Raw genomic sequence first — 15196 nt, 5'->3', positions numbered from 1 at the left:
GTCAGGTGGTTTTTTTTCGCCCCCGTATTTGCCGGGGTGGATGTTTGCGTTCACCGGGCCGCCCGTGGCCAGGCGGGATCGCCATGATTCAAGGGTGGCGCGACAGCCGTCGCGTCCCGTCCGTTCTGGAGACCCTCATGAATCCATCGTTCGAATCCAACGCTGCCCGATTGGGCACTTGCCCGGCACGGGGGCCAACGCTTCGGCCGGCCGCCGTGCGGGGCGGCCCTCGCAGGCTGCGACAGGTGCTGGGCGCACTGCTGGTCACGGCAGGGCTAGGCGTGGCGGCGCCGCCGGCCAATGCGCTGGACGTCAATCAGGCCAGCGCGCAGCAACTGGAAGGCATTCGGGGCATCGGCCCGCGCACCGCCGAGATCATCGTGGGCGAGCGCGAGCGCGGGGGCAAGTTCGAATCGTTCGAAGATCTGGCCGAGCGCGTGCGCGGCATCGGGCTGAAAAAGGCGCAGGCGCTGGAATCCGCCGGCTTGCAGGTGGGGTCGGGCGTGGCAGCGTCCGCAGGCGCAGGGGCGGTCGCCCGAGCGTCCACGGGGGCCAACGACGTCAAGCCTGCCGACGCCAAGCCCACCGATGCCAAGCCTGTCGCGAAGACGGCGGCCGCCAAACCGGCCAAACCTGCCACTCCGGGCGCCAAGCCGGCCGCCTCGAAGGCGCAGGCGTCGTCCCGGCCCTGATCGGCGGCCCGCTTGATGGGAACCCCGGCGGGCCCCCTGGGCGGGAACCCCTGGCGGGAGCGCGGCTTTTGGCCGCGTCCGCCGCCGGGCGGAGTTATGATCGTCCGCATGACTACCTCCTACCCCACTATCGAGCAGACCGTCGGCAACACGCCGCTGGTGCGATTGCAGCGCATTCCCGGTGCCGCGGGTGACGCGCGTGGCAACGTCATCCTGGCCAAGCTGGAAGGCAACAACCCCGCCGGTTCCGTGAAGGACCGCCCCGCCTTGTCGATGATCAAGCACGCGGAAGCGCGCGGCGACATCAAGCCGGGCGATACCCTCATCGAAGCCACCAGCGGCAATACCGGCATCGCGCTGGCCATGGCGGCGGCGATGAAAGGCTACCGCATGATCCTGATCATGCCGGACAACCTGTCGGTGGAACGCCGGGCCGCCATGGCGGCCTACGGCGCCGAACTGATCCTGACGCCGGCCGACAAGGGCGGCATGGAATACGCCCGCGACCTGGCCACCGAGATGCAGGCGGACGGCAGGGGCGTGGTGCTGGACCAGTTCGCCAACCCCGACAACCCGCGCGCACACGTTGAGACCACCGGCCCCGAACTCTGGGACCAGACCGAGGGCCGCATCACGCACTTCGTCAGCGCCATGGGCACGACGGGCACCATCATGGGCGTGTCGACCTATCTGAAATCGCGCAATCCGGCGGTGCAGGTGGTGGGTGCGCAGCCGGCCGAAGGCTCGCAGATTCCGGGCATCCGGAAATGGCCCGAGGCCTATCTGCCGAAGATCTTCGACCGCAGCCGCGTGGACGCCTACGAATCCATCGAGCAATCGGAAGCCGAAGTCATGGCGCGCCGACTAGCTGCGGAAGAGGGCATCTTCGGCGGTATTTCGTCCGCCGGCGCCCTGGTTGCCGCCTTGCGTGTGGCCGAGCGGGTGAACGACGCAACCATCGTCTTCATCGTGTGCGATCGCGGCGACCGCTATCTGTCCACGGGTGTCTTCAACTGATTTCCCGAAGGTGCGGGGGCGCAGCCTCCTCACGATGAGAAAACGCCCCGTTCAACGGGGCGTTTTTCCTTTCTGCGGACGCCCGACTAGCGCGTGACGCGGGCTTCGATCTCAGTGGCCAGATCCGCCACCGACGTCGCGTAGAAATAGCTGCGGTTGTATTTCGTCAGCGCGAAAAAGTTGGGCGTGCCGACCCGGTACTGGGCGGTGCCCCGGGCTTCTTCGACCAGGTCGACGACGCCTAGCGGCTGGCCGCCCCAGCCCGTCGCGGACGCGCCCGGCTGCAGGCGGGCGCCGGCGGCGCTGAGCGTGGCCCAGCTCTGCTTGGGCTCCAGCCCGCCATCGACCAGCGCGGTGGGATCCGCGGGCAGGGTCACCGGGGCGAACACGGGCAGGCCGCGCTGCCAGCCGTGCTGGGCCAGGAAGCTGCCCACGGACATGATGGCGTCCTGGGTATTGTTCGTCAGGTCGATATGGCCGTTCTCGTCGCCGTCCACCGCGTAATGCATGATGCTGGTGGGCATGAATTGCGGCATGCCGATGGCGCCGGCGTACGAGCCCTGCGTCTCCAGATCCAGCTTGTCTTTCATGACCAGGGTCAGGAAGTCCGCCAGTTGGCCCCGGAACATCGTGGCGCGCTCGGGCTTGTTGGGGTCGGGATAGTCGAAGGCCAGCGTGGCCAGCGCGTCCAGCACCCGGAAATTACCCATATTGCGGCCATACAGCGTTTCGACGCCGATGATCGACGCGATGATGGGCGCCGGCACGCCGAAGCGCTGCGAGGCCTGATTGAGCAGGTCGCGGTTCTCGTTGTAGAAGTCCACGCCCCAGCCGATGCGCTTGGGTTCGACGAAGCGCGAACGGTACGTCAGCCAACTGCGCCAGATCTTCTTGCCCGGCGGGGCCGGCGCGATCAGCCGCGACACCGTGGCGTTGTAGCGCGAACTCTCCAGCGCCTTGACCATGGGGTTCAGCGGCAGTTGGCGTTCCGCGGCCAGTTCTTCCACGAAGCTGCGCACTTCCGGACGCAGGGCGCCGGTGGCGGTCAACGTGGCCGGGGCGTCGTCCGGGAGTTCGGAGCCTGGTGTCGGCGTACTAGGCCCGATGCGGATGGCGGTGTTGGCAGTGGCGGCCGCGGGTTGCGCGGCGAGTGAATTTGGAGCGGTGGGAGCGGTGGTGGAGCAGCCCGCCAGCAGGGCGGAGAGCGTTCCGAGTTGCAGTAATCGCCGACAGATGAACATAATCTTCCTTATGGAGACCATGTATCTTACTCACCCGGCATGCCGCTTGCATGAAATGGGCAGTTGGCATCCCGAAAGCCCGCAGAGGCTGGATGCCATTTCCGACCAATTGTTGGCAAGCGGATTGATGCCTTATCTGGACGACCGGCAGGCGCCTCAAGCATCGCGCCATGACCTGCTGCGCGTGCACACTGTCCAGTATCTGGACAGTTTGCGCGAACATACGCCGGACCAAGGGTATTACCCGATAGATCCCGACACGCTGATGAATCCCCACACCTACGAGGCCGCCCTGCATGCGGCCGGCGCAGGGGTGGCGGCCGTGGATGCGGTGATGGGCGGCGAGGCCCGCACGGCCTTCTGCGCGGTGCGTCCTCCCGGCCACCATGCCTGCCGATCGCAGGCGATGGGATTCTGCTTCTTGAACAACGTGGCCATTGCGGCGCGTCATGCGCTGGACTTCCACGGCCTGTCGCGCGTGGCCATCGTGGACTTCGACGTCCACCACGGCAATGGCACCGAAGACGTCTTCGCCGGGGACGAGCGCGTGCTGATGTGCAGCTTTTTCCAGCATCCGTTCTTCCCCAACAGTGGCACGGAGCACCCGGCCGCCAACATGCTGAATGTGCCTGTGGCCGCCTACACCACGGGCGCCGCGGTCAAGGCCATCGTCACCGACACCTGGCTGCCCAGGCTTGAGGCCCACCGTCCGGAACTGATCCTGGTGTCTGCGGGCTTCGATGCCCACCGCGAGGACGACATGGGCCAGATGGGTCTGGTCGAGGCCGACTACGCCTGGATCACCGAGCAGCTCGTGGAGGTGGCTGAACGCCACTGCCAGGGGCGGATCGTCAGCACGCTGGAGGGCGGTTACAACTTGTCCGCCTTGGGCCGCAGTGTAGTTGCGCATATACGAGCGCTGGCGAAGCTGTAGAATCAGGAAAAAATTGTGCAATGCGATCCCGGCGCATGCCGGGTCATTATTTCCATTTGGAGGCAGCGGGATGAAGGTGTTGGTACCTGTCAAGCGCGTCGTTGACTACAACGTCAAGGTGCGCGTCAAGTCGGATCAGACTGGCGTGGATATCGCCAATGTGAAGATGTCCATGAACCCCTTTGACGAAATCGCCGTCGAAGAAGCGACCCGCCTGAAGGAAAAGGGTGCCGTCGCTGAAGTCGTGGCGGTTTCTTGCGGCGTTGCGCAATGCCAGGAGACGCTGCGCACCGCCATGGCCATCGGCGCCGACCGCGGCGTGCTGGTCCAGACCGATGCCGAGCTGCAGCCGCTGGCCGTCGCCAAGCTGTTGAAGGCGCTGGTCGACAAGGAACAGCCGCAACTGGTGATCCTGGGCAAGCAAGCCATCGATGACGACGCCAACCAGACCGGCCAGATGCTGGCCGCGCTGCTGGACTGGCCGCAAGCCACGTTCGCCAGCAAGGTCGAACTAGCCGACGGCCGCGTCACTGTCACGCGTGAAGTGGACGGCGGCCTGGAAACGCTGACGCTGAAGCTGCCGGCGATCGTCACCACCGACTTGCGCCTGAACGAGCCGCGTTACGTCACGCTGCCGAACATCATGAAGGCCAAGAAGAAGCAGTTGGACACCGTCACGCCGCAAGACCTGGGTGTTGATCCCGCGCCGCGCCTGAAGACGCTGAAGGTCAGCGAGCCGCCCGCCCGCAAGGCCGGCATCAAGGTGGCCGACGTTGCTGCCCTGGTGGACAAACTCAAGAACGAAGCGAAGGTGGTCTGAACATGACGACGCTGGTTATTGCCGAACACGATAACGCCCAGTTGAAGGGCGCAACCCTGAACGCCGTCGCCGCCGCCGCCAAGATCGGAGGCGACGTGCACGTGCTGGTCGCCGGCGCCAACGCGCGCGCCGTGGCCGACCAGGCCGCTGCCGCCGCAGGCGTGGCCAAGGTCCTGCTGGCCGACGCACCGCAATTGGCCGATGGCCTGGCGGAAAACGTCGCCGCGCAGGTGCTGGCGGTGGCTTCGAACTACAGCCACATCCTGTTCCCGGCCACCGCCTCGGGCAAGAACGTGGCGCCGCGCGTCGCGGCCAAGCTCGATGTGGCGCAGATCTCGGACATCATCGGCGTGGAATCCGCCGATACGTTCCAGCGCCCGATCTACGCGGGTAACGCCATTGCCACCGTGCAATCGGCCGACGCCGTGAAGGTCATCACCGTGCGCACGACGGGCTTTGACGCCGTCGCCGCGCAAGGGGGCTCGGCCGCCGTGGAAGAGATCGCCGCCGTGGCCGATTCGGGCCTGTCCTCGTTCGTGGGCCGCGAAGTCGCCAAGAGCGACCGTCCTGAACTGGCCGGCGCACGTGTGGTGGTGTCGGGCGGCCGCGGTCTGGGCAGCGCCGAGAACTTCAAGATCCTGGATCCGCTAGCCGACAAGCTGGGCGCCGCACTGGGCGCTTCGCGTGCCGCGGTCGACGCCGGCTACGCGCCGAACGACTGGCAAGTTGGCCAGACGGGCAAGATCGTTGCGCCGCAGTTGTACGTGGCGGTTGGTATCTCGGGTGCCATCCAGCATTTGGCCGGCATGAAGGATTCCAAGGTCATCGTCGCCATTAATAAAGATCCCGAAGCGCCGATTTTCGGCGTGGCCGATTATGGTCTGGTGGGTGATTTGTTCCAGGTCGTGCCTGAACTGACTGGCGCGCTGTAAACCGCCTGTCTCTGCATTATGAGAAGCCCGCGGATGTCACGTCCGCGGGCTTTTTTTCGCCTTTGATAATCTGCGTCCGATTGTCATGGGTGGCTTATTTCTTTTGATTTTCTGAAAGATTCTGATAATGTGTTCCGCGCGCAGCAGGATTGTTCGCGCACGTGCTCGACCTGTACAGAACGAAGGAGATTCGGGATGGAATGGTTCTTTGACACATTGCGGAAGTACCCAGAATTAGCGATCTTCCTGACCTTGGGCTTGGGGTATTGGATCGGAGCCAAGAAGATCTTCGGTTTTAATCTGGGCGCAGTAACGGGTACTTTGCTGGTGGGCGTGCTTGTCGGTCAACTCGACATCACCATCGCCCCGATTCTGAAGCAGGTGTTCTTCCTGCTCTTCCTCTTCGGTCTTGGCTACGGCGTCGGACCGCAATTCTTCCGCGGCATGAAAAGCGATGGCCTCCCCCAGGTTATCTTCGCGGTCATCATTTGCGTGATTTGCTTGCTGGTCACTTGGGCCACCGCCGTGGGCTTCGGCTTTGATGCCGGCACGGGCGCTGGCCTGCTGTCAGGGGCGCAGACCATTTCGGCGGTGATGGGCGTGGCTACCGACACGATCAACGGCCTGAGCGTGGATGCGGCGACCAAGAAGCAATGGATCGACAGCATTCCGGTTGCCTATGCCGTCTGCTACATCTTCGGCACCGTGGGCAGCGCCTGGCTGCTGGCCTCGCTGGGCCCTAAGCTGATGGGCGTGGACATCGTGAAGGAGTGCAAGGAATACGAAGCCAAGATGTCTGGCGGCTCCGACTCCATGGAACTCTCCGGCTACCGCAAGTTCACGGCCCGGGCGTATCGCCTGGATCACACCGAGCACGTGGGCAAGACGGTCGGTGAACTGGAGTCGCGATTCGTCGAAGCGCGCGTCTTCGTCGAACGCATCCGGCGCGGCGACCAGATCCTGGATAACGACTCGACCACCGTCCTGCAAGCCGGCGACGTGTTGGGCGTGACGGGGCGGCACGACGCGCTGGTCTTGCAGGCTGCCGGCATCATCGGCACCGAGGTCGAAGACCGCGACTTGCTGAACCTGCCGGCCGAGATCGTCGAAGTGGTGCTGACCAACAAGAACCTCGCCGGCAAGACCGTCAAGGAAATCTCCGAACTGGAGTCGGTGCGGCAATTGGGCCGCGGCGTGTTCCTGCGCAAGGTCGTGCGCGGCGGGCATGAGATGCCGGTCAATTGGGGCCTGAAACTGGACCGCGGCGATCGTCTCTTCATCCTGGGCGCCAAGCGCGACGTGGAGCGCGTGATCGGCAAGGTGGGGTATGTGGACCGCGCCACCGAGCAGACCGACATGGTGTTCGTGGGCTTCGGCATTTTGCTGGGCGGCCTGTTCGGCACCCTGGTGCTGACCGTTGGCGGCATCCCCATCACGTTGTCGACCTCGGGCGGCGCGTTGATCTCAGGCCTGATCTTCGGCTACCTGCGTTCGGTGCACCCGACCTTCGGCCGCGTGCCCGAACCCGTGCACTGGTTCCTGACATCCGTCGGGTTGACCGCTTTCGTGGCCGTGGTCGGCATCACGTCGGGGCCAGGCTTCGTGCAGGGCTTCCAGCAGCTGGGAGCCAAACTGTTCGTGGCCGGCATCATCGCGACGAGTGTGCCGATGATCCTGGGCGTGTACATCGCCCGCTACGTCTTCAAATTCCATCCCGCCATCGTGCTGGGCGTCTGCGCTGGCGCCCGCACCACGACGGCCGCGATCGGCCAGATCACCGAAACGGCGAAAAGCCAGGTGCCCGCCCTGGGCTACACGGTGCCTTACGCAATCGGCAATACCCTGCTCATCATCTGGGGGATTGTCATTGTCTTGCTCATGACCTAGTGGGACGCCCGCCAAGCCGCATGGCTTGCGGGCAGCATATCGGGGCGGCGGGCGTGCCCGCCCGCACCGCCCCGGCAAGCGCTTGTCAAAACGCAAATCAGGAGTACTGAATAATGGCTTCCACCACGCCTCTCACCGTCAGCCTGGCCTCGGCCCTGAAAACGACGCGGTCGCGCCAGCGCGACCTTGAGCAACTGTCGCCCTTCGAACTGAAGGATTATCTGATCACGCTGGCCAAGGAAAACCAGCAGACCGCCGCCTTGACCATGTTGAACGCCGGCCGCGGCAACCCGAACTGGATCGCTACCGAGCCGCGTGATGCTTTCTTCCTGCTTGGCCAATTCGCCATGAAGGAAGCGCGCCGCGTGCGCGACGATGCCATCCTGGCGGGCATGCCGGCCAAGAAGGGCTGCGCCGACCGCCTGCGCAAATTCCTGTCCAAGCACAAGGGCGAAGACGGCTACGACTTCCTGGTGGGCGTGCTTGAGTACGGCGTGAAGATCAAGGGTTTCGATCCCGACGAGTGGATCCATGAACTGACCGACAGCATCATCGGCGACAACTATCCCGTGCCGCCGCGCGCGCTGGTGCATATCGAACAGATCGTGCACGACTACCTGATCAAGGAAATGTGCGATGGCCGCCCGCCCAAGGGCAAGTTCGACCTGTTCCCGGTCGAAGGCGGCACGGCCGCCATGTGCTACATCTTCGATTCGCTGATGCAGAACGGCCTGCTCAAGCAGGGCGACACCATCGCGCTATTCCTGCCGACGTTCACGCCCTATATCGAGATCGCGCACCTGGAGCGTTTCCAGTTCAAGATCGTGGCCATCAACGCTAGCAGCGTGCGCGCCGACGGCACGCACGACTGGCACTATCCGGCCTCTGAAATCGCCAAGCTTGAGAACCCGAAAATCAAGCTGGCCGTCACGGTGAACCCGAGCAATCCGCCGTCGGTCGCGTTCAGCCCGGTCGAGATGAAGCAGATCGTGCGCCTGATCCGCAAGAACCCGGACCTGGTGCTGGTGACCGACGATGTCTACGGTACCTTTGTGCCGAATTTCCGTTCGCTGATGGCCGAGGTGCCGCACAACACCATCTGCGTGTATTCCTTCTCGAAGAACTTCGGTTGCACGGGCTGGCGCCTGGGCGTGATCGCGACCCACGAGAAGAACACGATGGACCGCCGCATCGCCGAACTGCCCGCGTCGTGGAAGCAGCGCCTGAACAAGCGCTATGGCGCAATGACGATGGAGCCCGAAAAGCTCAAGTTCATCGACCGATTGGTGGCCGACAGCCGCAATGTGGCGCTGAACCACACTGCGGGCCTGTCGCTGCCGCAGCAAGTGCAGATGGGCTTCTTCGCCCTGTCGCATCTGCTGGACCTGAAGGACGCCTACAAGCATCTGACGATGGAGATCGTGCGCGGCCGCCGCGATGCGCTGTGGCGCGGGCTGGGTGCGCCGCTGCCGCCTGAAGATCCGATGCGCGGCTGGTATTACGTGGAGCTGGACTTCATGGTCTGGGCCAAGAATACCTATGGCGACGCCTTCTGCAAGTACATGACGACCAACTACGAGCCGGTGGACTTCCTGTTCCGCCTCGCCGAGAAGTCGGGCGTGGTGCTGATGGACGGCGGCGGCTTCGGTGGTCCCCCGTGGTCCATCCGGATCTCGCTGGCCAACCTGGACGACGGCGACTACGCGAAGATCGGCAAGCACATGGTCGATGCGGCCACCGAGTACGTCGAAGCGTGGAAGGCCGGCGAGCTGGTGCGTTCGGGCCCGACGGCAGGCAAGGGCCAGACGGTGAAGGCGGGCGCGGCCAAGCGCGTGGCCAAGAAGGCTGCCAAGAAGGGAGCCAAGACGGCGGTGAAGAAGGCGGTCAAGCAAGCGGATACCGCCGCTCGTTCGGCCAAGAAGGCCACGGCTCGGAAGTAGGCAAACAGGGCGACATGACCTTATGACGTGCTCAGTCGGGTTTTTCAATAGCGTCCCCATCGCGGTGTTGTTCGTTACGGTGGGTTTGGGATACCTGATCGGCAAGCTGAAGGTCGGGCCGATCCAGTTGGGCGGGGTGTGCGGGACACTCATCGTCGCCCTGCTGATCGGCCAGACGGGCTGCCAGATGCGCGGCGACCTGAAAGAGGTCGCGTTCGCCCTGTTCATCTTTGCCATGGGCTACTCCGGCGGCCCGCAGTTCTTCGCCAACCTGAATCGGTCCAGCCTGCGCTACATCGTGCTGCCGATCATCGAAGCGCTGCTGGTGCTGACCATCGTGCTGTCGGCCGTGCCGCTGTTCGGGCTGGACGCCGGCACGGCGGCGGGCTTGGCGGCCGGGGCGGCCACGGAGTCGGCCGTGGTGGGCACGGCGGCCGAGGCCCTCAAGCATCTGGGGCTGCCGGATGCCGAGGTGCAGCGCATGGAGGCCAATATCGCGACGGCCTACACGCTGACCTATCTGGTGGGCCTGATCAGCATCGTGTTCTTCACCAGCCAGGTGGCGCCCGCCCTGTTGCGCATCAATTTGCGCGAGGCCTCCAAGGCCCTGGAAGAGAAGCTGGGCGTGGCGTCCGGCGATGACGATGAAATCAACCTGCCCACCTTGCCGCGTCTGGTGGGGCGCGCCCATGTGGTCAAAGACGCCGACGGCATGAGCGTGGCGGACGTCGAGGCGCAGCTGGGCGGACGGACGGTGATCAGCCGCATCCTGCGCAACGGCGAAGCCGTGGACGCGACGCCGGAAGACACGTTGGCCACCGGCGACATCGTGGTCGTGCTGGGCCTGCGCCGTTTCGCGCTGCGCGCGGGGTCGGTGGTCGGGCCTGAAATCCAGTTACCCGAGGCCCATGCGGACGACCTGCAACTGAGCGAGCTGGCCGTCATCGTCAACAAAAAGACGATCAACGGGCACACGGTGGGCGAATTGGCCAAACGGCCCGGCGCCCGCCGCGCGCGCGGTGTCTTCGTTCAATCCATCATGCGTTCCGGCCATGTGCTGCCGTTGACCCCGGCCACGGTCGTGCAATACGGCGACCTGGTGACCTTGGTCGGCACGCAGCCGGAACTGGCGGAAGCCGGCGCGGCCCTGGGCAATGAACTGCGCCGCAGCGGCGTGACCGATCTGGTGTTCCTGGCGTTCGGCATTCTGGCGGGCTTGATGATCGGCGCCTTGAGCGCGCGCCTGTGGGGGATCCCGGTGTCGCTGGGCAGTGGGGGCGGCGCGTTGGTCAGCGGCCTGGTCTGCGGCTGGATCAACGCCAAGCGGCCCGCCATCGGCCATATGCCCGACCATGCCGTGCAGTTGCTGAAGGACCTGGGCCTGGCGGTTTTCGTGGCGTGCGTGGGCCTGTCGGCCGGCCCCGAAGCGATATCGCTGATCCGCGAGCATGGCGCCGTGCTGCCCCTGATCGGCCTGCTGGTGTCGCTGGGGCCTGCCTGCCTGTCGCTGTGGGTGGGGCACAAGATCCTGAAGATCGAGGGGCCGTTGCTGGTGGGGGCCATTGCGGGGCAGCACGTCAGCACGCCCGCGATCAGCGCCATCCTGGGGTCTAGCGGCAGCTCGGTGCCGCTGCTGGGTTACACCGTGACCTATGCCATCGCCAATGTGCTGCTGCCGGTGCTGGGGCCGATCATCGTGTCATTGGCGTACCATCTGAGTTAGCGCCCGTCCGGCCACCCGCCGGACGACGCGGCGCCTGTCATACCCCGACGCGCGCAATCAGACGCGCGTACCAAGAAACGCATCTGGCAGCCAGGCGCTTTGCGCCTTGCTGCCCCTTGCACACGGAGACACCATGCCTTACGTAACCCCGCTGCAGGACTTTCGCTTCGCCTTGAAAGAATTGGCCGGACTGGACGATATCCTGAAGCTGCCGGGATTCGGCGACGTCACGCCCGACCTGGTGGACGCCATCCTGGAAGAGAACGGACGCTTCGTAGAGCAGGCGGTGGCTCCCTTGAACGTGCCCGGCGACACGCAGCCCCCCGTCTGGAAGGACGGACAGGTAACGACGACGCCCGGCTACGCCCAGGGTTTCAAGGACTATGCGGCAGGTGGCTGGCAGGGCTTGCAGCACCCGCAAGCCTGGGGCGGGCAGGGCCTGCCCAAGCTGGTCGCGGCCGCGCCCGGCGAGAACATCCAGGCAGCCAGCCTGGCGTTTTCCTTGTGCCCCATGCTGACCGATGGCGTGATCGAGGCGGTGTTGACCGTGGGGTCGGAGGCGCAGCGCAAGCAATATGTGCCCAACCTGATCAGCGGCAAGTGGACGGGCACCATGAACCTGACCGAGCCACAGGCCGGTTCGGACCTGGCCCAGGTCGCCACGCGCGCGGTGCGCCAGGACGACGGCAGCTTCCGCCTGTCGGGCCAGAAGATCTTCATCACCTACGGCGAGCACGACCTGGCCGAGAACATCATCCACCTGGTGCTGGCCCGCACGCCGGACGCGCCGGCGGGCGTGAAGGGCATATCGCTGTTCATCGTGCCCAAGTTCCTGGTCGAGGCCGACGGCAGCCTGGGCAAGCGCAACGACGTCTGGTGCGCCTCGCTGGAGCACAAGCTGGGCATCCACGGCAGCCCCACGGCGGTGTTGCTGTACGGCGCGGGCAAGGGCGAGGTGGGCGAGGGCGCTGTGGGCTACCAGGTCGGCGAATTGAACCGTGGCCTGGAATACATGTTCATCATGATGAACGCGGCCCGCTATTCCGTGGGGCAGCAGGGCATCGGCCTATCCGAACGCGCCTACCAGCACGCGCTGGCGTATGCGCGCGAACGGGTGCAGGGGCGTGCGGTGGAAGGGTCGGCCGGGCCGGTGGCCATTGTGCGGCACCCCGACGTGCAGCGCATGCTGCTGACCATGAAAGCGCTGACCGAAGCGGCTCGCGCGGTGTCGTACGTGACGGCGGCGGCGCACGATAAGGGCACGCACCACCCCGATCCCGAACAGCGGTCGCGCAACCGGGCCTTCTACGAATACATGGTACCCATCGTGAAGGGCTACTCGACCGAGACCGCGGTCGAAGTCGCCTCCCTGGGTATCCAGGTGCATGGCGGCATGGGTTTCATCGAGGAGACCGGGGCGGCGCAGTACTACCGCGACGCCCGTATCCTGCCGATCTATGAAGGCACCACCGCGATCCAGGCCAACGATCTGGTCAGCCGCAAGACGCAGCGCGACGGCGGCGCCACCGCGTATGCCGCCATCGCCGCGATGCGCGAAACTTTGCGTGCCGTCGAGGCGGAGTCCACCCGCGCGGCAGCGCCGGAACGCGACGCCCTGCGGCTGCTGCGTGACAACCTGGACGGCGCGATCCAGGCGTACGAGGCCGGCGTGGGCTTCATCCTGGAGCAATCGGCCGCCAACATCCGGGCGGTCTACTCCAGCAGCGTCCCGTACCTGATGCTGGCTGGCGTGGTGCATGGCGGCTGGCAGATGGCGCGTGCGGTGCTGGCATGCCGCAAGCACATGGCCGCGGGGTCCTCAGACCCGTTCCACAAATCGAAGATCGCGACGGGATTGTTCTATGCGGCGCACATCCTGCCGCGCGCCTTGGCCCTGTCTGCCGCCGTGCGCGCCGGGGTGGTCGCGGACGCCTGTGGCGCAGCTTCAGATATTGCATAAGGTTATATGGCTTGCGTATTTCCCCCGCCAAAGGTTTGATGGAAGAATCGTTTTACAGGCGGCACTTTCCGCAATGAAAAACGACTTCCTGGCTGGCAGTTGTCGCGAGCCGCCAGCCCCTTCCCACTGAATCCGCATACAGGAGACACCATGAGTCATCTACGTCTGGGCGATACCGCCCCCGATTTCGAACAGGAATCCTCGGCTGGCCCTATCCGCTTCCACGAGTATCTGGGCAACAGCTGGGGGGTGCTTTTCTCGCATCCGGCCGATTTCACCCCCGTTTGCACGACCGAGCTCGGCTACACCGCCAAGCTGGCGGACGAATTCGCCAAGCGCAACGTGAAGGTGCTGGCGCTGTCGGTGGATGGCACCGATTCCCACTCGAAGTGGATCGAGGACATCAACGACACGCAGTCGACCAAGGTCAATTTCCCGATCCTGGCCGACAAGGACCGCAAGGTCTCCGAGCTCTACGACATGATCCACCCGAACGCCAATGCCACCCTGACGGTGCGCTCGGTGTTCATCGTCGACCCGAACAAGAAGGTGCGCCTGATCATCACGTACCCGGCCAGCACCGGCCGCAACTTCAACGAGATCCTGCGCGTCATCGATTCGCTGCAGTTGACCGACAGCCACAGCGTGGCCACGCCGGTCAACTGGGAAGATGGCGATGACGTGATCATCGTTCCGTCCCTGCAGGACGAAGCCGTGATCAAGCAGAAATTCCCCAAGGGCTACAAGGCCGTGCGTCCGTACCTGCGCATTACGCCTCAACCGAATAAGTAAATTCGGATTCCGGGGGTAGCCCCGGGTGTCCGCGAGCGGTTTCCGGCCGCCAGAACCGCCGCCTTCCCATAGGGGAACGCGGCGGTTTTTCATTGTTGGGACTCGGGTCCTATATGTCTGGGAGCGATGAGCAATCAAAAAATGATTCGTTCCGTTCAGATTGTCCAGCCAGCACACTTGCTTGCACATTGCCAAATACAGGGAGCAAGGGATGTCTTTCAGGAAAGCTGGTTGGTTGGCCGCGCTGGCGGCGGTGACAGTTTCGCTGGCGGCGATCGCGCCGGCTCAGGCTCAGCAAAAGCAGACGCTGCTGAACGTCTCGTACGACCCGACGCGCGAGCTGTATCGCGCCATCGATGACGCCTTCGTCAAGCAATACAAGGAAAAGGCCAACGTCGACCTGACGATCCGCCAGTCGCACGGCGGCTCCGGCCGCCAGGCGCGTTCGGTCATCGACGGCCTGGAAGCCGACGTGGTGACGTTGGCACTGGCCTATGACATCGACGCCATCGCCGACCGCGGCCTGGTGCCCGAAAACTGGCAGACCCGCCTGCCGCAGAACAGCTCGCCCTATACCTCCACCATCGTATTCCTGGTGCGCAAGGGCAATCCCAAGGCCATCAAGGACTGGGATGACCTGGTGAAGGACGGCGTGCAGGTCATCACTCCGAACCCGAAGACCTCGGGCGGCGCGCGCTGGAACTACCTGGCCGCCTGGGCCTATGCGCTGGAGAAGAACGGCGGCAGCGAAGACAAGGCCCGCGCCTTCGTCGGCGACCTGCTCAAGCACGTGCCGGTGCTGGATACCGGCGCCCGCGGCGCCACCACCACGTTCGTCGAACGCGGCGTGGGCGACGTGCTGCTGGCCTGGGAAAACGAAGCCTTCCTGGCGCTTGAAGAGCTGGGTCCGGACAAGTTCGACATCGTGGTGCCGTCGCTGTCCATCCTGGCCGAACCGCCGGTGGCCATCGTGGACAAGGTCGTGGACAAGAAGGGGACGCGTGCCGCCGCGCAGGCCTACCTGGAGTTCCTGTACACGCCTGCCGCGCAGGAGATCATCGCGAAGAACTACTACCGTCCCATCGACAAGACGGTCGCCGCCAAGTACGAAAACAAGTTCCCCAAGGTCAAGCTCGTCACCATCGACGACAAGATCTTCGGCGGCTGGCGCAAGGCGCAGAAAGACCACTTCAGCGACGGCGGCACGTTCGACCAGATCTATCTGCCGCAGAAGAAATAAACGCACAACGATCGGACG

At 64.7% G+C, this 15196-nt stretch carries 12 protein-coding genes; 11 read left to right on the top strand and 1 reads right to left on the bottom strand.

Features of this window, described 5'->3' with window-relative positions; genetic code table 11:
- Positions 1-137: 137 nt before the first annotated feature.
- Positions 138-692 carry a ComEA family DNA-binding protein gene (locus AC27VE_RS17080; protein ID WP_488704509.1) on the top strand — a complete coding sequence of 185 codons (555 nt, stop codon included), beginning with the start codon at positions 138-140 and terminating at the stop codon, positions 690-692.
- Positions 693-800: 108 nt separating this feature from the next.
- On the top strand, positions 801-1709 hold the full coding sequence (gene cysM / locus AC27VE_RS17075) for a cysteine synthase CysM (RefSeq protein ID WP_006225138.1): 909 nt from the start codon (positions 801-803) through the stop codon (positions 1707-1709).
- Positions 1710-1795: 86 nt separating this feature from the next.
- Here the strand turns inward: cysM and mltB are convergent, their stop codons facing one another.
- A complete protein-coding gene (gene mltB / locus AC27VE_RS17070) occupies positions 1796-2950 on the bottom strand; it encodes a lytic murein transglycosylase B (protein WP_488704508.1) in 1155 nt (384 codons plus the stop codon).
- A 10-nt stretch (positions 2951-2960) separates the two neighbouring features.
- Here mltB and AC27VE_RS17065 point away from each other — a divergent pair, with 10 nt between their 5' ends.
- The 9 genes from AC27VE_RS17065 (at position 2961) to AC27VE_RS17025 (ending at position 15178) form a co-directional block, all read left to right on the top strand.
- Entirely contained in the window at positions 2961-3884 is a 924-nt protein-coding gene (locus AC27VE_RS17065) for a histone deacetylase family protein (protein WP_006225136.1), read from the top strand.
- Between the two features lie 70 nt (positions 3885-3954).
- Entirely contained in the window at positions 3955-4704 is a 750-nt protein-coding gene (locus AC27VE_RS17060; protein WP_006225135.1) for an electron transfer flavoprotein subunit beta/FixA family protein, read from the top strand.
- Between the two features lie 2 nt (positions 4705-4706).
- A complete protein-coding gene (locus AC27VE_RS17055) occupies positions 4707-5636 on the top strand; it encodes an electron transfer flavoprotein subunit alpha/FixB family protein (protein ID WP_006225134.1) in 930 nt (309 codons plus the stop codon).
- A gap of 195 nt (positions 5637-5831) precedes the next feature.
- On the top strand, positions 5832-7523 hold the full coding sequence (gene aspT, locus AC27VE_RS17050) for an aspartate-alanine antiporter (RefSeq protein ID WP_006225133.1): 1692 nt from the start codon (positions 5832-5834) through the stop codon (positions 7521-7523).
- Positions 7524-7636: 113 nt separating this feature from the next.
- Positions 7637-9463, top strand: a complete 1827-nt coding sequence (locus AC27VE_RS17045) for a bifunctional aspartate transaminase/aspartate 4-decarboxylase (protein ID WP_488704507.1) — start codon at positions 7637-7639, stop codon at positions 9461-9463.
- Between the two features lie 22 nt (positions 9464-9485).
- Positions 9486-11186: an aspartate-alanine antiporter gene (gene aspT, locus AC27VE_RS17040; protein WP_488704506.1), complete on the top strand. Its 1701-nt coding sequence runs from the start codon at positions 9486-9488 to the stop codon at positions 11184-11186.
- Positions 11187-11319: 133 nt separating this feature from the next.
- Positions 11320-13146: an acyl-CoA dehydrogenase family protein gene (locus AC27VE_RS17035; RefSeq protein ID WP_488704505.1), complete on the top strand. Its 1827-nt coding sequence runs from the start codon at positions 11320-11322 to the stop codon at positions 13144-13146.
- Between the two features lie 150 nt (positions 13147-13296).
- Positions 13297-13938, top strand: a complete 642-nt coding sequence (locus AC27VE_RS17030) for a peroxiredoxin (protein ID WP_006225129.1) — start codon at positions 13297-13299, stop codon at positions 13936-13938.
- A gap of 211 nt (positions 13939-14149) precedes the next feature.
- Entirely contained in the window at positions 14150-15178 is a 1029-nt protein-coding gene (locus AC27VE_RS17025; RefSeq protein ID WP_006225128.1) for a sulfate ABC transporter substrate-binding protein, read from the top strand.
- The last annotated feature ends 18 nt before the right edge of the window (positions 15179-15196 follow it).

The organism is Achromobacter sp. 18P8.1.1 (genome assembly GCF_057799415.1).
This window is presented reverse-complemented; position numbering and strand designations above follow the sequence as displayed.

Bases quoted from the DNA above. Each gene is read 5' to 3' on its own strand.
- AC27VE_RS17060 (WP_006225135.1), top strand. From the start codon at position 3,955: ATGAAGGTGTTGGTACCTGTCAAGCGCGTCGTTGACTACAACGTCAAG.
- cysM (WP_006225138.1), top strand. From the start codon at position 801: ATGACTACCTCCTACCCCACTATCGAGCAGACCGTCGGCAACACGCCG.
- AC27VE_RS17045 (WP_488704507.1), top strand. From the start codon at position 7,637: ATGGCTTCCACCACGCCTCTCACCGTCAGCCTGGCCTCGGCCCTGAAA.
- mltB (WP_488704508.1), bottom strand. From the start codon at position 2,950: ATGTTCATCTGTCGGCGATTACTGCAACTCGGAACGCTCTCCGCCCTG.
- aspT (WP_006225133.1), top strand. From the start codon at position 5,832: ATGGAATGGTTCTTTGACACATTGCGGAAGTACCCAGAATTAGCGATC.
- aspT (WP_488704506.1), top strand. From the start codon at position 9,486: ATGACGTGCTCAGTCGGGTTTTTCAATAGCGTCCCCATCGCGGTGTTG.
- AC27VE_RS17030 (WP_006225129.1), top strand. From the start codon at position 13,297: ATGAGTCATCTACGTCTGGGCGATACCGCCCCCGATTTCGAACAGGAA.
- AC27VE_RS17080 (WP_488704509.1), top strand. From the start codon at position 138: ATGAATCCATCGTTCGAATCCAACGCTGCCCGATTGGGCACTTGCCCG.
- AC27VE_RS17065 (WP_006225136.1), top strand. From the start codon at position 2,961: ATGGAGACCATGTATCTTACTCACCCGGCATGCCGCTTGCATGAAATG.
- AC27VE_RS17035 (WP_488704505.1), top strand. From the start codon at position 11,320: ATGCCTTACGTAACCCCGCTGCAGGACTTTCGCTTCGCCTTGAAAGAA.
- AC27VE_RS17025 (WP_006225128.1), top strand. From the start codon at position 14,150: ATGTCTTTCAGGAAAGCTGGTTGGTTGGCCGCGCTGGCGGCGGTGACA.
- AC27VE_RS17055 (WP_006225134.1), top strand. From the start codon at position 4,707: ATGACGACGCTGGTTATTGCCGAACACGATAACGCCCAGTTGAAGGGC.